At 40.9% G+C, this 15,586-nt stretch carries 20 protein-coding genes; 9 read left to right on the top strand and 11 right to left on the bottom strand.

The window, feature by feature from the left end:
* Window positions 1-167 precede the first annotated feature (167 nt).
* The 3 genes from ACE4RR_RS15175 to liaF are packed head-to-tail and all read right to left on the bottom strand — an operon-like array spanning window position 168 to window position 2,739.
* Window positions 168-797 carry a response regulator transcription factor gene (locus ACE4RR_RS15175; protein ID WP_375536278.1) on the bottom strand — a complete coding sequence of 210 codons (630 nt, stop codon included), beginning with the start codon at window positions 795-797 and terminating at the stop codon, window positions 168-170.
* Entirely contained in the window at window positions 790-1,857 is a 1,068-nt protein-coding gene (locus tag ACE4RR_RS15170; protein WP_375536277.1) for a sensor histidine kinase, read from the bottom strand. The genes ACE4RR_RS15175 and ACE4RR_RS15170 overlap by 8 nt, the downstream gene beginning before the upstream one ends.
* A complete protein-coding gene (gene liaF / locus ACE4RR_RS15165) occupies window positions 1,858-2,739 on the bottom strand; it encodes a cell wall-active antibiotics response protein LiaF (protein ID WP_375536276.1) in 882 nt (293 codons plus the stop codon).
* A gap of 209 nt (window positions 2,740-2,948) precedes the next feature.
* On the opposite strand from liaF, the gene ACE4RR_RS15160 reads away from it, so the two are divergent.
* A complete protein-coding gene (locus ACE4RR_RS15160; protein ID WP_375536275.1) occupies window positions 2,949-3,665 on the top strand; it encodes a cytochrome c biogenesis CcdA family protein in 717 nt (238 codons plus the stop codon).
* A 74-nt stretch (window positions 3,666-3,739) separates the two neighbouring features.
* Window positions 3,740-4,912 (top strand): M20 metallopeptidase family protein, encoded by a 1,173-nt coding sequence (locus ACE4RR_RS15155; RefSeq protein ID WP_375536274.1) that lies wholly within the window; start codon window positions 3,740-3,742, stop codon window positions 4,910-4,912.
* 37 nt (window positions 4,913-4,949) lie between these two features.
* Here ACE4RR_RS15155 and ACE4RR_RS15150 read toward each other — a convergent pair whose 3' ends face one another.
* The 4 genes from ACE4RR_RS15150 to ACE4RR_RS15135 all read right to left on the bottom strand — a co-directional run bounded on the left by ACE4RR_RS15150 (window position 4,950) and on the right by ACE4RR_RS15135 (window position 9,398).
* On the bottom strand, window positions 4,950-6,155 hold the full coding sequence (locus ACE4RR_RS15150; RefSeq protein WP_375536273.1) for an ABC transporter permease: 1,206 nt from the start codon (window positions 6,153-6,155) through the stop codon (window positions 4,950-4,952).
* Window positions 6,155-6,895, bottom strand: a complete 741-nt coding sequence (locus ACE4RR_RS15145) for an ABC transporter ATP-binding protein (protein ID WP_375536272.1) — start codon at window positions 6,893-6,895, stop codon at window positions 6,155-6,157. The genes ACE4RR_RS15150 and ACE4RR_RS15145 overlap by 1 nt, the downstream gene beginning before the upstream one ends.
* Window positions 6,896-6,928: 33 nt before the next feature.
* Entirely contained in the window at window positions 6,929-7,414 is a 486-nt protein-coding gene (locus ACE4RR_RS15140) for a PCYCGC motif-containing (lipo)protein (protein WP_375536271.1), read from the bottom strand.
* A gap of 391 nt (window positions 7,415-7,805) precedes the next feature.
* Window positions 7,806-9,398, bottom strand: coding sequence for a long-chain-fatty-acid--CoA ligase (locus ACE4RR_RS15135; RefSeq protein WP_375536270.1), 1,593 nt, complete (start codon window positions 9,396-9,398; stop codon window positions 7,806-7,808).
* 181 nt (window positions 9,399-9,579) lie between these two features.
* Here ACE4RR_RS15135 and ACE4RR_RS15130 point away from each other — a divergent pair, with 181 nt between their 5' ends.
* The 5 genes from ACE4RR_RS15130 to ACE4RR_RS15110 all read left to right on the top strand — a co-directional run bounded on the left by ACE4RR_RS15130 (window position 9,580) and on the right by ACE4RR_RS15110 (window position 13,034).
* Window positions 9,580-10,008, top strand: a complete 429-nt coding sequence (locus ACE4RR_RS15130) for an HIT family protein (protein WP_375536269.1) — start codon at window positions 9,580-9,582, stop codon at window positions 10,006-10,008.
* Between the two features lie 104 nt (window positions 10,009-10,112).
* Window positions 10,113-11,201: a 3-phosphoserine/phosphohydroxythreonine transaminase gene (gene serC / locus ACE4RR_RS15125; RefSeq protein WP_375536268.1), complete on the top strand. Its 1,089-nt coding sequence runs from the start codon at window positions 10,113-10,115 to the stop codon at window positions 11,199-11,201.
* A 150-nt stretch (window positions 11,202-11,351) separates the two neighbouring features.
* Complete coding sequence (locus tag ACE4RR_RS15120; protein ID WP_375536267.1) at window positions 11,352-11,708, top strand: YtxH domain-containing protein; 357 nt, start codon at window positions 11,352-11,354, stop codon at window positions 11,706-11,708.
* An 86-nt stretch (window positions 11,709-11,794) separates the two neighbouring features.
* Window positions 11,795-12,364, top strand: a complete 570-nt coding sequence (locus ACE4RR_RS15115) for an HTH-type transcriptional regulator Hpr (RefSeq protein WP_375536266.1) — start codon at window positions 11,795-11,797, stop codon at window positions 12,362-12,364.
* Window positions 12,365-12,500: 136 nt separating this feature from the next.
* Entirely contained in the window at window positions 12,501-13,034 is a 534-nt protein-coding gene (locus ACE4RR_RS15110; protein WP_375536265.1) for a DUF3267 domain-containing protein, read from the top strand.
* Window positions 13,035-13,046: 12 nt separating this feature from the next.
* Here the strand turns inward: ACE4RR_RS15110 and ACE4RR_RS15105 are convergent, their stop codons facing one another.
* On the bottom strand, window positions 13,047-13,619 hold the full coding sequence (locus ACE4RR_RS15105; protein WP_375536264.1) for a YpmS family protein: 573 nt from the start codon (window positions 13,617-13,619) through the stop codon (window positions 13,047-13,049).
* 112 nt (window positions 13,620-13,731) lie between these two features.
* On the opposite strand from ACE4RR_RS15105, the gene ACE4RR_RS15100 reads away from it, so the two are divergent.
* Window positions 13,732-13,917, top strand: a complete 186-nt coding sequence (locus tag ACE4RR_RS15100) for a hypothetical protein (protein WP_375536263.1) — start codon at window positions 13,732-13,734, stop codon at window positions 13,915-13,917.
* Window positions 13,918-13,983: 66 nt separating this feature from the next.
* On the opposite strand, the gene ACE4RR_RS15095 is transcribed toward ACE4RR_RS15100, so the two are convergent.
* Window positions 13,984-14,070, bottom strand: a complete 87-nt coding sequence (locus tag ACE4RR_RS15095) for a YjcZ family sporulation protein (protein ID WP_375536304.1) — start codon at window positions 14,068-14,070, stop codon at window positions 13,984-13,986.
* A 29-nt stretch (window positions 14,071-14,099) separates the two neighbouring features.
* Window positions 14,100-14,183 (bottom strand): YjcZ family sporulation protein, encoded by an 84-nt coding sequence (locus tag ACE4RR_RS15090; protein WP_375536303.1) that lies wholly within the window; start codon window positions 14,181-14,183, stop codon window positions 14,100-14,102.
* A 154-nt stretch (window positions 14,184-14,337) separates the two neighbouring features.
* Between ACE4RR_RS15090 and ACE4RR_RS15085 the strand changes: the two genes are divergently transcribed.
* The gene (locus tag ACE4RR_RS15085; protein WP_375536262.1) at window positions 14,338-15,231 is read left to right on the top strand and encodes a peptidylprolyl isomerase; all 894 of its coding nucleotides are present in this window, start codon (window positions 14,338-14,340) and stop codon (window positions 15,229-15,231) included.
* 63 nt (window positions 15,232-15,294) lie between these two features.
* Here the strand turns inward: ACE4RR_RS15085 and ACE4RR_RS15080 are convergent, their stop codons facing one another.
* A complete protein-coding gene (locus tag ACE4RR_RS15080) occupies window positions 15,295-15,564 on the bottom strand; it encodes a sporulation YhaL family protein (RefSeq protein WP_375536261.1) in 270 nt (89 codons plus the stop codon).
* Window positions 15,565-15,586: the final 22 nt, after the last annotated feature.

Here is a 15,586-nt window from a genome sequence, read left to right as displayed (position 1 = left end):
AAAATCTTGGCTTGCAAAGATATAATGGCGAAAAATAATATTATGCAGCCCCTATATACGTCAAGAAAAGCTATTGTACAAGATAACTGACTATTAAACATATTATTTACATACTTAAGACGGTGTATGTAGAAAAATGTTTCATTAGTCGCATAAAACACGATAGATCACCTTACCAGACGATGACGGTGTGCATAAACGGCAATTTGGGTGCGGTCGTCGACATTCAGCTTTGATAATATATTGCTCACATGAGTTTTAACTGTTTTTATTCCAATATACAGCTCTTCAGCAATATCTTGATTCGATTTTCCTTCACCGATCAATAAAAGAACTTCACGTTCCCTCGAAGTCAACGAATCATGCATTGTTTCTTCCGGTTCGCGCATCCGCTTCATCATCTTTTTTGTTACTTCGGCTTCAAGCTTGGATTCTCCATTCACCGCAGCTTTAATAGCTTCCGCGATTGCTTCCGCTGATGAAGTTTTTAATAAGTAACTGAATGCACCAGCTTCAATCGCCGGGTACACCTGCTCGTCATCAATGAAGCTTGTTAACACAATCACCTTGGTTTCTGGAAGTACCGCCATAATTTTTTTAGTTGCTTCGATGCCATCCATTTTCTTCATTATGAGGTCCATCAGAATTACTTCTGGTTTCTTTTCAAACGCAAGCTTGACGCCTTCTTCTCCATCGGCTGCCTCGCCGATAACTTCGATTTCGTCCTCAGTAGCAAGATAAGCTGCTACCCCCATTCTAACCATTTCATGATCATCCACAAGCATTACTCTAATCAACGCTGATCTCCTCCTCTTGCCTTCGTACAACAGGAACAGTAACTTCTACCTGAGTTCCTTTTCCCGGATAAGACAGAATATGAATTACGCCGCCCAGCTCAGTAACTCTCTCTTTCATCGTTGAAAGTCCATAGGAGGATTGCTTTTGGTCTTTATCGAGCTGAAACCCAATACCATCATCAATAATTTTCATCCGAAGCTGTCCGTGAAAAACTTTGAGCTGCATATGAACCTGGTGCGCCTGGGCATGGCGCAGTATATTCGAAAGTGCTTCCTGAGAAATCCGGAATAAGTGGTCCTCAATCCCTCTTCCCAAATTTTCTTCATTTTCAATGTTCCAGTTGATCTGCAAATTTGTTTTCTCTGACAATTCTTCTAATAAATTTTCAAGTCCTTCTTTCAACCCTTTTCCTTCCAGATTAAATGGCCTTAAATGCATAAGAAGCGCTCTCATTTCTCCTTGAGCGGTCCCCGCCATTTTCTCTATGAGAACTGCCTGCTGCATGCCTTTTTCCTTATCCTTTTCAAGAGTCTTTTTAAGGGCAGAAGTAGTCATGGATATAGCAAATAGCTGCTGGCTCACAGCATCATGAAGCTCTCTGGCAAGACGCTGCCGTTCATCCTCTGCAGCTGCTTGTTTGATGGATAACTGCCATTCCGCCCTTTCTGCGGTTAATTTCTGCATCGATCCAGCCTGCTCTTCGAGTCGAGCTGCCACAGCATTTAAGTGGTTGCTCATCACACTGATTTCGTCGTCTCCTTCAATTTCAGAGCGTTTGGAAAAATCACCTTTTTCCAGAGCCATTGTTGACTCAATGAGGAAATCTATTCTGTCTTTTTGCCTTCTTCCCCCGTGCCAGCCAATACCAAGTGCAGTCACGAGACTGACAATCAGCCACAGCAGGACAGTCGGCATTCCGTCCCAGGCTGTGAAAGAATAAATAATTGCGAGCTCACTCACATCAGTCAAAAAAAGAAGAAGAAACATCACGGTCAGTGTTAAAGCTGTTATTCCAGTATATCTGATATAATGCCATTGAATATTTCCTAAGTTCTTCATTTAAACATACCTCACATCGACATCACCGATAATAACGGAAATCAGTACTTTTACTTTTCGAGCGGAGTAAGGATACTGCTCTGTTTCAATTTTTACATGCTTATTAAAACCTTCTTCACGATGCCCTAATACATTCAAATCGCCGATAGTAGCACTTGCTTCGATGGCAATATCCATATCATACGGGACGTACAAATCAATATCTCCGATACCGCCGTGAAGTATAAGGACCGTTTCCCCCTCATCGTAGATGGCTTTTGATAGGTCTATTTTAATGTCACCGATACCATATTTAACATTCATATCCTGAAGCGCAAACCTTTTTTTCATCAGCTTAAAATCACCGATGAACATCGTTTTTTGTGAGGGGGTCACGATCGGTTCATTATGATGCTCTGCCCGCGGGCGGGTTGATTTCTTCTCTGTTCTTTTTTTTACAGTTGCCTGTGTAATATTTCCAGAAGTTCCAGAAGGCTTTTCTTTCGGGTGGCCTGCATGCTCAACTTTTTGTCCTGGAGTCTGATCTACAGTATGATATGGGCTGTACGGCTTCGCTTCTTTCTTTAGAGGCGGCAGGTCTTTATCTATATCGATTTCTTTTGCGCTGTTATCTCTTTTCAGCATTTTTAACCCGATATAGAGAATAAAGAGCCCGATTAAGATACCAGCAAGATCATCAATTATTGAAGACAGCATCAAAAAAAGAAATAACAGGGCCAGCCATTTATGACCGTTTTTGTAGAAATGCCAGGCAAGAATGGAAGCAATAGCAGGCCAGATAAATATACTTAAATCTAAATTAATTCCGGCTTGATCGGCAAGAATAGACAAGCCTATAAATATAATTACAAAGCCGACAATGTATTTTCCCGGCTGACTCATTGTCATCGTTCCTTTCCACATAACGTCGCATTTAATTGCATTGTATTAATGTCAGTGTAATATGATTGTTAGAAAGATGCGACCAGCCTCAGCCTATTTTTTTCTCCGCCTTCGGACGGAGACAAGAATAGTTCACGTTATTATCATAATTAAATTGTATAATAAATTTGTAGTGACGTGCTTTAACTCGTTAGGAAGGAGATTTCACATTGAACGAAATAAGTATTTGGCTTGCGTTCGGAGCAGGCATTATTTCCTTTTTATCCCCATGTGTATTCCCTCTTGTACCGGCCTACCTTGCTCAATTGACCGGAACGGCTGTATCTGATAATCGCATCCATGCTGCAAGGCGAATGATATTTACAAGAAGTATCGGCTTTATTATCGGTTTTACTATTATTTTTCTGCTGCTTGGTGCGTCATCCACTTTTATCGGAAGGCTTTTTACAGGAAACAGTCAGCTTATTGAACAAATTGGAGGAATTATTATTGTAGTTTTTGGCCTGCAGATGGCTGGAATCATCTCCATCCGGGCGCTGTGGTCTGAAAAGAAAGTACATAGGGAGCCAAAAAAAACTGGTGGCTTTTTCAATTCCGTCTTGATTGGATTGTTATTTGCTGCAGGGTGGTCCCCGTGCATAGGTCTCGTTCTGGGAGGGATCCTCACTCTTTCCAGTCAGGCGGAGACGATGTGGACAGGAATGTTTATGCTGCTCGTATATTCAATTGGCATGGGTATTCCATTTTTACTCGTTTCCCTGATATATTCCAAATCGTTAAATAAATTAAAAAAAGTAAACCAATGGCTGCCACGCATCCAAAGATTTGGCGGCTGGGTGATGATATCTCTTGGGATCATGCTGTTTACCGGATATTTTCAAATGATTTCGAGCTACCTTGCACGATTTGTACCTTTTGGACTGTAACTATTACGACAACCGTAATACATCCATGATAAGATAATTAGAAACGTAATTATAATGAAGGGAGAGATGAATATATGGAACAGCAATTATTCGAATATCTCGATAGCATATACGCAGAGATGGTCGAGATCCGCCGCCATCTTCATCAGCATCCTGAGCTATCTTTCCAGGAAGAAAAGACACCTGTTTATATTGCTGAATATCATGAGAGGCTTGGACATGAAGTGAAAACTGGTGTAGGAGGCCGTGGGGTGACTGCGGTGCTGAAAGGTGCTAAGCCAGGACCAGTCATTGCTCTGAGAGCGGATTTTGATGCACTGCCGATTAAAGAAGAAACAGGTCTTCCCTTTCAATCTAAAGTGGACGGGGTCATGCATGCCTGTGGTCATGATGGCCACACAGCGACTTTGCTCTGCCTGGCCAAAGCATTAAACAGTCTGCAGAAAGAATTGAGCGGTTCCATCGTCTTTATTCATCAGCACGCTGAAGAATATGCTCCAGGTGGAGCGATTGATATGATACAGGATGGATGCCTCGATGGCGTAGATGTGATTTTTGGAACCCACTTATGGGCTACAGAGCCATTTGGTAAAATTCAATATCATACCGGCCCCATTATGGCTGCTGCCGATCGTTTTGAAATTAACATTCTCGGCAAAGGCGGTCATGGCGCGATGCCCCACCTTACAAAAGATGCAGTGGTTATTGGTTCTCAGCTGGTAAGTAACATCCAGCAGATCGTTAGCCGCCGCGTAGATCCACAGGAACCAGCTGTAGTTTCTGTTGGTTCGTTTGAAGCCCCAAATGCCTTCAATGTTATTTCAGATAAAGCGCGGCTGATCGGCACTGTCAGAACCTTCAGTCCTGAAGTGAGAGATTTAATTGAACAGGAACTTGAAACTGTGACGAAACATACGTGTGCTTCGGCAAACGCAGAAGTGGAATTTCAATATTTCAGAGGTTATCCGCCTGTTGTAAATCATGCCGAAGAAACAAACTTTCTTGCAGACTGTGCCGCCTCTGTGCCGGGGGTATCCGAAATAGAGAACATGAAGCCGCAGATGGGCGGAGAAGATTTTGCCTACTATTTAGAGCATATTAAAGGTACATTCTTCTTTACTGGAGCTCAAAACCCTGAATGGGAACTTACTTATCCTCATCACCACCCGAAATTTGACATTGATGAACGGGCGATGCTTCTGGCAGCCAAAGTGATGGGTAAAGCAGTTTTACAGTACAAAAAATAAAAAAGAGCAGCGGTGCCCATCGGGATCGCTGCTCCTTTTATTCCGCTTTAAGTTTTGCTTCCGGATAGTACCAGCTTAATAAAAGGCCTGCAGTGATTAGTACTGCTCCGAATAAAAGTCCTGATCCGATTACTAAATATATGGCGAAAAACAAAACAGCCTGGACAAAAAGAAGCGGAGAAATAAATTGCTGCATAGAATCAAGCTTTTGCTGAATCGGAACAGGATATAAATCCGGCCATATCGTCGTATCTAAATGATGACGGAGTGATTTCAGCTGCACTGCTGTCATGTATAGAAATAACAGACCTGCTGCGGCACGTGCCCAGTCCGCAGGAAATGCATACATCACCAATCCTCCGACAATAAGCAGCCTTGCGTAAGTTCCAAAATAATCACCGGAACGTACAAACGCTTTCCGATATAAAAATAAATAAACCGAATCTCTATAACCGAATGCAGCATCGAATACTTTCATCAGCCATGCTCTTCTTTTTACTGAGGCTTTTACCTGCGGAACATCTGTAAATGATTGTACAAAACGGTAAAAGGCAAACAGCCTTTTGTTTTCTTCCTCAATGAGAACATCCCATTTTAAGCCTCTTCCGCGTATTAAAGGGTAATAATAAAAACAATAAACAGCAGCCATCAGAAGCATTAAAATTAGTACATACCAGAACTCTGCGTTTGTAAATAAAAACAGGGAAAGCCCGGCATTACATACAGCCCTCGCCCCGGCGTGAAGGAATCTTGATCTCGAATCGTGGACCCGCAATTCAGCCCATCTTGCTGCAAAATTCCAGGCATTGCTTATCATTATCAGTGCAATAAGAAAATAAAGATAGTTATTCTCAGTAATAATACGATCCTGCAGCAGAGGACCCATGATTAAAAATAGAACGAGCATTGCTGCCGATTGCATAATAAATGAATAAACTACAGATTTTCGAAAATATACTGACATTTTTGTTTCCAGCGGCAGTAGAAAAACTATATCTGCTTCTTTTAAAAAGGTGCGGACCGGTGTTCTGGTCAGCAGGTATGTAAATATTAAAGAAAGTACAAGCTCCGTTGGAAAAGACGCCGGCAGCCACTCTAAGAACGAGGGATAAAAATAACTGCCTCCTAGAAAGAGCGCATACAGGCTGAACATAAACCCGCTGTTTCCAACTAAACGAAGGTATCGTACCGCTTCGTTCCAGAATTTTCTCGACCGCTCGTTCCAGAGCTCGGAAACAATCATCATATTACTCCTTTGGTTACTTCAATATATAAATCATCAAGCACAGCACCAGGCATGCCTGCCTGTGAACGCAGCTCGTCCAAAGTTCCCTGTAATTTGATGCTTCCTTCATGCAGCAGGATAAACCGGTCACAATACCGCTCAGCCGTGGAAAGAATATGAGTGGACATGAGAATACCCGCTCCAGACGCCTTTTTCTCCACCATCATATCCAGAAGTGATTTTATTGCGACTGGATCAAGACCGACAAACGGTTCGTCTACTATATATAAGGCCGGTTCGACTAAAAAAGCGCACATAATCATCACCTTCTGACGCATCCCTTTTGAAAAATGACTCGGGAACCATTGTTTCATTTTTTCCATTCGATATTCCTTTAATAATAAATGAATACGGTGCTGAGCGGTTTTATCATCAAGTCCATACGCCATTGCAGTCAGCTTTAAGTGCTCAGAAAGCGTGAGCTCTTCATACAGCACAGGTGTTTCCGGAATAAAACTGAAGGATTTTCGGTATACCTCGGGATTTTCATTAAATGTAAGTTCATTTATTTGAATACTTCCTTCAACTGGCTCCATTAAACCTAAAACGTGTTTAATGGTAGTGCTTTTCCCTGCACCATTTAAACCAATCAGCCCGACCATTTCCCCTTTATTCACTTGAAAATTCACATTATGAAGCACTGGTTTGTGGATATTATATCCTCCAGTAATTTTATTAACATTCAGCAGCGTACTCATCAAGATTACTCCTTTATCTACTGATTAATATGGTTAATGGTCTGGATGAGGAGTTGGTGTCGGTTCTGCAAACCCCTCTGAATAATAATCGTCAACAGCAGTGCGTATTTCTTTGTCAGATGCACCGTCTTCCTTCATTTTTACCGAAGCATCCACAATTTCCAGGCAAACCCCGCACTTCATGCCATGATCGCTCCAAACAACTTCAGCACCATCATCCATTTGATCAATAAAACAATCAAACGCACTTTCGTGCCCGGCTGATTCGCCGCATCCGCAATAGCACGGAATACTGGTCAGCAATTCTTTATTATTTACCGCATCAGCATAGGTTTCCGGAATATTTTCACTTGTATGTTCAAGAAATTCAGGAAGCTCTGAGGCTTCAGCAGTTGTTTCTATTAAATCAGAGCCGTTCCGCTTTTGTTCACCCACAGACGGAGCTGAGCCTTCATCTTCTCCACAGGCAGCAATAAGCAGCATCGGCAGTATAAGAAAGCCGGCACATTTCTTCATCATTAATTCACACCTTCATTTCATTTCCATAATCCAATGAAATTATAGCACACAACCCTGTCATTCCATCAAAATGTCACTAATAATTTAAAAAACAAATTTTTATTGGAAACGGAAGCGGAGAGCTTTTAAACGTCTTTGAATATATAAGTATCGTCTGCCGAGAAGAAGCGGAGAGATTCTCCGGACATGGGTTCCGTTACCAGCGTTGTTCACGAAAGCATAAGCCTCCAGGATATGGGCTGCAAAAAAACCTGGCTTCCCGCCAGGTCCAAACGCGTAAAAATCAGCTTAATATAAAAAATATTGCGCTTTGATGCCTGGCTTCAGTACCTGCAGTCCATGATAGTTGGCACTTGTGTTTTATGCCGCAGTCTTTTTTAATATTCAGCTTTTAATTCACCATTTTCCCGCTGTCGCCCCACAAGTCCTTACGAAGCTGGACTTTTTGTATTTTGCCTGAGGCGGTTTTAGGCAGAGCTTCTATAAAGGATACGCTTTTTGGTGCTTTGAAGTGAGCAAGCCTGTCTCTTACATAAGTAATCAGCTCTTCCTCTGTAATATCGCGGCCTTCTCTTTTTACAACAAAGGCGTGCGGTACTTCTCCCCATTTTTCATGCGGTGCTGCAACAACAGCTGCTTCCACCACTCCCTCATGATCATAAAGGCAGCTTTCTACCTCGATAGAAGAGACATTTTCCCCTCCGCTGATGATGACATCTTTTTTTCTATCAACGATTTCAATATAACCATTTTCATCAATTACAGCCATATCCCCAGTATGAAGCCAGCCATTGCGGATAGAGCTTGAAGTAGCTTCAGGATTTTTAAAATAGCCTTCCATCGCGTTATTGGTACGAACAATGATCTCTCCAACAGTGGAGTTATCGTAAGGGATGTCTACTCCATCTTCAGTTGCTACGCGGACATTGGAACCAATCATAGGGTATCCTGCCTTTGCTTTGATGAAATGTTTTTCTTCTTCGGACAGAGTTTCATGCTGTGATCTGATTGTTGAAATGGTAATTAATGGAGATATCTCTGTCATTCCGTAAACTTGAATAAATTCCCAGTTAAGCTCTTTTTCCACTTTTGTAACAAATGCAGGTGGAGGTGCTGAACCAGCAATGACAATTCTCATATCCTGTACTATTTCAATGCTGTCCCGGTTCTCCGCGAAATATTCAAGTAATATATTTAACACGGTCGGAGCCATATGAGAAATTGTAATATTATGTTCTTTAAGATTTTGAAAGATAGATTCAGGTTCCACCCTGCTCTGCATAATTTGAGTACAGCCATTAGCAGTATAGTAAAAAGGAGAACCCCAGCCGTTCACATGGAACATAGGAAGAACGTGCAGGAGTTTGTCTCTGTCATTAACGCGCAGATGATGCATTGTTGTCAGCGCATGAAGATAATTACTGCGGTGCGTTAAGAGTACCCCTTTGGGATTACCTGTTGTACCACTTGTATAAAGGAGACTGGCGATATCCATTTCATCCAGCTCTGCCCTTTCGAAAGGAGTTTCTGGGTAGCTGCTTAGCCATTCTTCGTAATTTACATATTTATCTTCGAGATTCTCTGCTCTAGTTACAATGACAGTTTCTACGGTTTCAAGATTGGAGAGAACAGGTTCAACCAATTCAAATAGATCCGAATCAACTATAAGTACTCTGCTTTCACTGTGATTTAAAATGAATTCATAATCTTCTGCTTTCAGTCTCGTATTTAAAGGTGTCATTACTGCACCAAGCTGAAACACACCGTAGAAACCCTCGAGCATTTCCAGGGAATTCGGTGTCAAGTATGCTATTTTGTCTCCTTTTTCAATAGTAAGCGCTTTCAATCCGTGAGATAATTGATTCACTCTGCTATTTAAATCTCTATACGTGACCGATATTTCCCCATCAATAACTGCCGTTTTTTCACCATATAATCTTACAGCTCTGTCTAGAAATTCCGATAACACTAACGGTACGTACATGCCGTTCCTCCTCCTTTTAAACAAAAATATTTCGTCGGCATTATTATATCACAGACTTCGCAGTGCCCGAACTTTGTTACGATTTTGTTATAATACAGGCTGGACCTGGTTGTATGTATTTCAAGTAGTTTGCTAAGATAGCTAATATAAAAAGAATTTATGAATTGGAGTGAGCTGAAAAATGAAGCATGATGATAATTGTATTTTTTGTAAAATTGTGACCGGTGACATCCCTGCTTCCATTGTTTATGAGGATGACGATGTCATAGCATTCACTGATATTGGTCAGGTCACAAAAGGGCATACTTTATTAATTCCAAAAGATCATCAGCCGGATATTTATGACCTGCAGCCGGAGACAGCAGCTAAACTCTTTGGTATGGCTCCAAAAATAGCAAATGCTATAAAATCTGCACTTTCACCCGCAGGTATGAACCTTGTAAATAATAACGGTAAAGCGGCCTCCCAATCTGTGTTTCATTTTCATCTGCACTTCATCCCCCGATATGGGAGCAGCGATGGATTTCAGCCAACCTGGGAAGATAACAGCAGCAGCTATTCTGCTGAAGATTTAAAAAACATGGCAGAATCCATTAGTAAGCGCATATAACAAAACACTGAAAAGGATAAAATAGCAGAACCTTCCGAAGTTTGCTAAACTATTCACAAATAGATATAAACCCTGGTTATAGACCAGTAAAAGGAGTGGAGAGAATGACGAGAGCCCATAATTTTAATGCGGGACCGGCCGCTTTACCTACAGAAGTTCTTGAAGAAGCAGAAAAAGAGCTTGTTAATTTTAATGGAACCGGCATGTCTGTGATGGAACTGAGCCACCGAAGCAAGGAATATGAAAATGTTCATAACGATGCAATTTCATTATTAAAAGAGCTGCTTCAAGTCCCCGACAACTACGAGATATTATTACTACAAGGAGGAGCCAGCCTGCAATTTTCCATGCTGCCTGCTAATTATTTAAAAAATAATGAAACGGCTAATTATGTACTTACGGGATCCTGGTCTGAAAAAGCTCTCAAAGAAGCAGGGAATTTTGGACAAACCCGCATTGGGGCTACAACCAAAGAGGACCATTACAAACGCATCCCCTCCTTTGATGAAATTGATAAGAAGTCGACTGATTCATACGTTCATATCACGTCTAATAACACTATTTACGGGACGCAGTGGCAGCAGCTCAACCATGATTGGCACGTGCAGGCATTTGCAGATATGTCCAGTGATATTCTCAGCAGACCGATTCCGGTGGAGAGGTTCTCTGCAATATACGCTGGTGCACAGAAAAATCTCGGGCCGTCTGGTGTTACAGTAGTGATTATGAAAAAAGAACTGCTAGAACAGGAAAGAAAAGAAGGTACTCCCACTCTATTACGCTATAGTACTCATGCAGAAAAAAATTCTTTATATCATACCCCGCCGACATTTGCGATATACATGCTGAACAAAGTACTTCACTGGATAAAACGGCACGGCGGAGCAGAGGGAATGCAGGAGCGAAATGAAGAAAAAGCCGGCTTGCTTTATGAGGTTATAGACAACAGTAATGGCTTTTACAAAGGACACGCCGAACCAGAAAGCCGTTCGAGAATGAATGTAACCTTTAATCTTCGAAGTGAAGAACTTAATCAATTATTTTTACAGCAGGCAAAGCAAAATGGCTTTGTCGGACTAAACGGTCACCGTTCTGTCGGCGGATGCAGAGCTTCTATTTATAACGCTGTTACGCTTGACTCATGCGCCGCACTTCGTGAATTCATGATTGAATTTCAGCAGCAGAATCAATAGACTCATGAATAAGGTCTGGGGATCCTCCATCCTCAGACCTTTTTTATCACCAAAATAGTCCGCAATACTTTTCAATTGTTTGTTTTTTCTCTATACTATTATAAAAGAATATTTTTTTAAGATTGTCTTGATGAAAGGAAAGGTGTTTTCATGGATTCCAAATCACTCTGCACAGGGATACTCACTGGTTTAATTATTGGCGGCTTCAGTGCCTTACTATCTGCACCAGCTTCCGGCACAGATGTAAGATCATCAGTTAGGAATTATGACTGGAGATCTCTAAACAGACGCGCTGCAGATAAAGGGAGAAACACAATGAAAGACTGGCAGTTTGCTGCTTCTGAAGGATTTGAGGCTGTGGACGGTCTTACTCAGGAAATGAAAAGAACGTACAGCCGCTACAAGGAAGAAGTAGAACCTGAAGTAGAATCTATTCAAAAGCAGGTAAAGGAGATTTCTGACGCTATTTCTTCACTAAATGAACAAATCCGCCTCGACCCTAAATAAAATTTACCGGGTCGATAGACGGGTATAATTTTCGGAAAAGTTAGAAATTCATTTATGAAAGTCATCCCTTGAGAGGAGGGTATGCCATGGACCATTCGTCTCTTTCCGCTAAACAATCAATCCTGTTCAGCCATAAGGTCGCCCAGCTTACCAAGGCTTTGTGGAAATCTGTTGAGAAGGATTGGCAGCAATGGATTAAGCCATACGATTTAAACATTAATGAACACCAAATTTTATGGATTTCATATCATATGGAAGGCGCCTCCATTTCTGACATTGCAAAATTTGGTGTGATGCACGTTTCAACTGCTTTTAACTTTTCAAAGAAACTCGAAGAGAGAGAATTGCTCACCTTTTCAAAAAAAACAAACGATAAAAGAAATACGTATATTGAATTGACTGCAAAAGGAGATAAGCTCCTGCTTGATACTTTGGAAGCTTATAACCCTGATACCTACAGCGTTTATAAGGGCGCGCTGCCCATCAAGGATTTGTACGGGAAATTCCCTGAATTTTCGGAGCTGACTACTATCGTTAAACACATTTACGGAGAAGATTTTATGGACATTTTCGAAAGCTCGCTCCACACCTTTGATGAGGAGTTCACAGAGCAGGACGGAACCATCACTCCCCTGCTAAAAAAAGAATCTGAATAATCAGCCTCCGTTCTTGCCGGAGGCGTTTTTTTGTCGAATAAAGAAATCCTATGACTTTTTTTGAAAAAAGGCTTGCTTTTTGTTGCTTTTCCCCTTAAATTATTCAATTAGGTGGAAAAAAAGGAGGCACGCCATAATGAACTGCTGGAGAACAGTTAACGTAAAAAAAGAATATGATCCTTACCGGCTGATGCTGCTTTCTCTGAGCGTTATGGTTGCAACTTTTATTTTCAGCTATTTAATTTTCAGTTTTAGGGCAAATGAAACGGTGCTGATGGAGCTGGGTATGCTTGATACGCTCCTGTTGTTCCTTCTGACAATACCTCTCCATACAATGCTGCACTTACTTCCATTAAAATTTTCAGGAGTGAGGATACAGACAAGACTTACAAGAAAGCCTTTTATTGCATTAACATTTACTAAACCAATCCACCGTAATGTTTATATATTCAGTCTTATTTTTCCGAACTTGTTAATAACTGCAGGTGCTTTCCTGCTTATATTTTCTTTTCCGGCATATATGCATTATTTCCTTTTTATTTTTTCCATTAATGCCGGTCTCGCTGTTCATGATTATGTCTATTTTAAACAATTAATTACCGCACCGAAGCATGCGTTAGTGGACCGCAGACAAAACGGAATGGATATACTAGTAAAGCAGCCGGTTTAACGGCTGCTTTTCTTAATCGGTTACTTTAAAAGAGATAATATCATTCTCAAGATCGATTGTATCTGCCCTTATTCTATAACCTTCCCCTACTTCGATTTCCTGCATATCAATTACTATCCTGTCATTCGGAGGATCGACGACTACATACTCCGGCCACTCCACTTGAGATTCAAATAAAGCAAGAACCTCTGTCCCGGGAAGAGACAGCCCGCCGATGGTAAAAGACTTTTCCTCAAGCTCTACATTACCATCCTCCATTGCATTTGGTTCAAACTCCATTTCCGCATTAATATCTCTGCCGATAACATTAAAGGACGCCTCCAGTCTTAATGCTTCTTCTCCGGCGTATGTCTGCAGCTGGCTCTGATCAACTTCCTTTTCAATAATTCTGTTGAGCTCGTCTCTCGTCAATTCAATGGAAAACAACGAATTGCCTCCCTCAGCATCACTGAGGTCAGATTCATAACCTGATCCGCTTCCCAAAAATAATAAAAGTATAAAAGGGGTTAATAGCACTGCATTTAAGAGAATCGAAAGGAAAAAAAAACCTTTCCATTTATTGTTTTTTATAGACAAAATACACACCAGCCCTTACATAAAATTTAACAAAGCATCTACTATTCTAACATTCTAAAACTATCTTTTTTAATAAAGTTTTGTTAAAGTATAGAAGATATAAGGTATTGGGGGTCAGGATATGCTCGCACTATTATTTGGATTATTTTCACTGTTTTACTTGTTTGTCATTAACTCATTGACAAATGCCCTCTGCGTCCAAAAAGAAATCCCTGCAGAACGTCAGCCAAAAATATTTCGTACGATTAATTTATTACTAACAATCCTTCTAACCTCTACGTATGTAGAATTGTGGCTGGCAACTTAAAAAAAGTGCCAGAAAATAAGCAAAAGCGGCCGGTCTGTGAGACCGCCGCTTTTTTCATTTAGATGTTTAGCAATACCATGCTGCGCCGACAATAACGAGCAGGATAAAAAGCACTACAATTAATGCAAATCCATTATTATAATCGTAACCCATTTTTATCTTCCTTTCTATATTGTTATGATTTAAAACCAGGAAGCTCCCACTATTACGAGTAAAATAAAGAGTACAACTATTAACGCAAACCCGCCATTATATCCTTTCGACATATTGCACCTCCTGTTTCCCTTGCTAACTTATACTATGTAACACCCCCCTTTATTGCGCTGGGCGCTTCACTCAATTTACTTTTTCTTTTTTATGGTGATATGGTATGATAGAGTTTGTCCGAATTACGTTTAGAATGTTAAGGGGTTGGAGTGAATGAAGAAATATGGTTTTGCAGCGGCAGGATTATGCGGTATTCTGCTGATGACTGCTTGCGGCGGAGAAGAAGAAGCTGACAGTCAGGAAACCATTGCTGAGGTCAATAATACGGCACTGACAGAGGAAGAATTTGTGGGTGAGTTAAAAGCAGGATACGGGCAGCAGGTATTTAATGAAATGGTTCAGAATATTATTATTCAGGACAAGGCTGAGGAACTCGAAATTGGTGAAGATCAGGTCAATGAAGAACTTGAATCATTTAAAGAAAGCTACGGGGTAGAGAAAAACGAAGAATTACTTACAATGCTTCAGACTCAGCTTCAGCTTCCCGTAGAATCAATGGACGACTTTAAGAATGACTTTTTAAAACCACAGATTGTAATGGAGCAGCTGGCTGAAGAAGATGTCAATATTAAAGAAGAAGATAAAGAGAAATATTACGAAGAAAATAAAGAAGATCTTGTATCAGTAAAAGCACGTCACATACTTGTAGAAGATGAAGAGACAGCTGATGAAGTAATTTCAGAGCTGGAGGACGATGGTGATTTTGCTGAACTGGCTGGAGAATATTCGACAGATACTGCCTCTGCCGCTGAAGGTGGAGATCTTGGTTTTTTCAGCCGTGGTGAAATGGTAGAAGCTTTTGATGAAACAGCTTTTTCCCTTGAGCCTGGAGAAATAAGTGATCCAGTGGAAAGTGAATTTGGATTTCATATCATAGAAGTCCAGGAGAAAAGAGAATCTTACGAAGATCTTGAAACGGACATCGAAGAAGCTCTGCGTGAAGAGCAGTCAAAACTTCCTGAAGAAGTTATGCAGGAACTGATGAAAGATGCTAACATCGATGTAAAGGAATCCTCTTATGAAGATTGGATCCAAAGCGAAGAATAAGGAAAAGAGGCTGATCTAAAAGTCTAACTTTTAAGAACAGCCTCTTTATTGTTCATGAGATTCTCATTCTTTTGATACTAATTTTCTTTCTTTCTCATCTTCCATTCTCCTGATAAATACACTGCCCTCTTGTTCTATCCACTTTTGCTCTGATTCTTTTTCCTGCTTAGAAGTTGTGCGCCACATGTAACCGCTGAAAATGATACCAAGAGCGGTTAACAACACCCACGCCGGCAGGCCTGCTCCTTCCGCTGCAAAAAATCGCTGCCAGGAGACTAATAAGAAAAACACTCCAACCATTGCAATAATAAGTTTCCCTGACCGACCTTTCATATATAATTCCCTCCCTTTTGCT

Source organism: Alteribacillus sp. HJP-4 (assembly GCF_042139015.1).
Lineage (GTDB): Bacteria > Bacillota > Bacilli > Bacillales > Marinococcaceae > JBHIKY01.
Note: the sequence above shows the minus strand (reverse complement) of the source record. Positions and strands in the feature narration are given on the sequence as shown.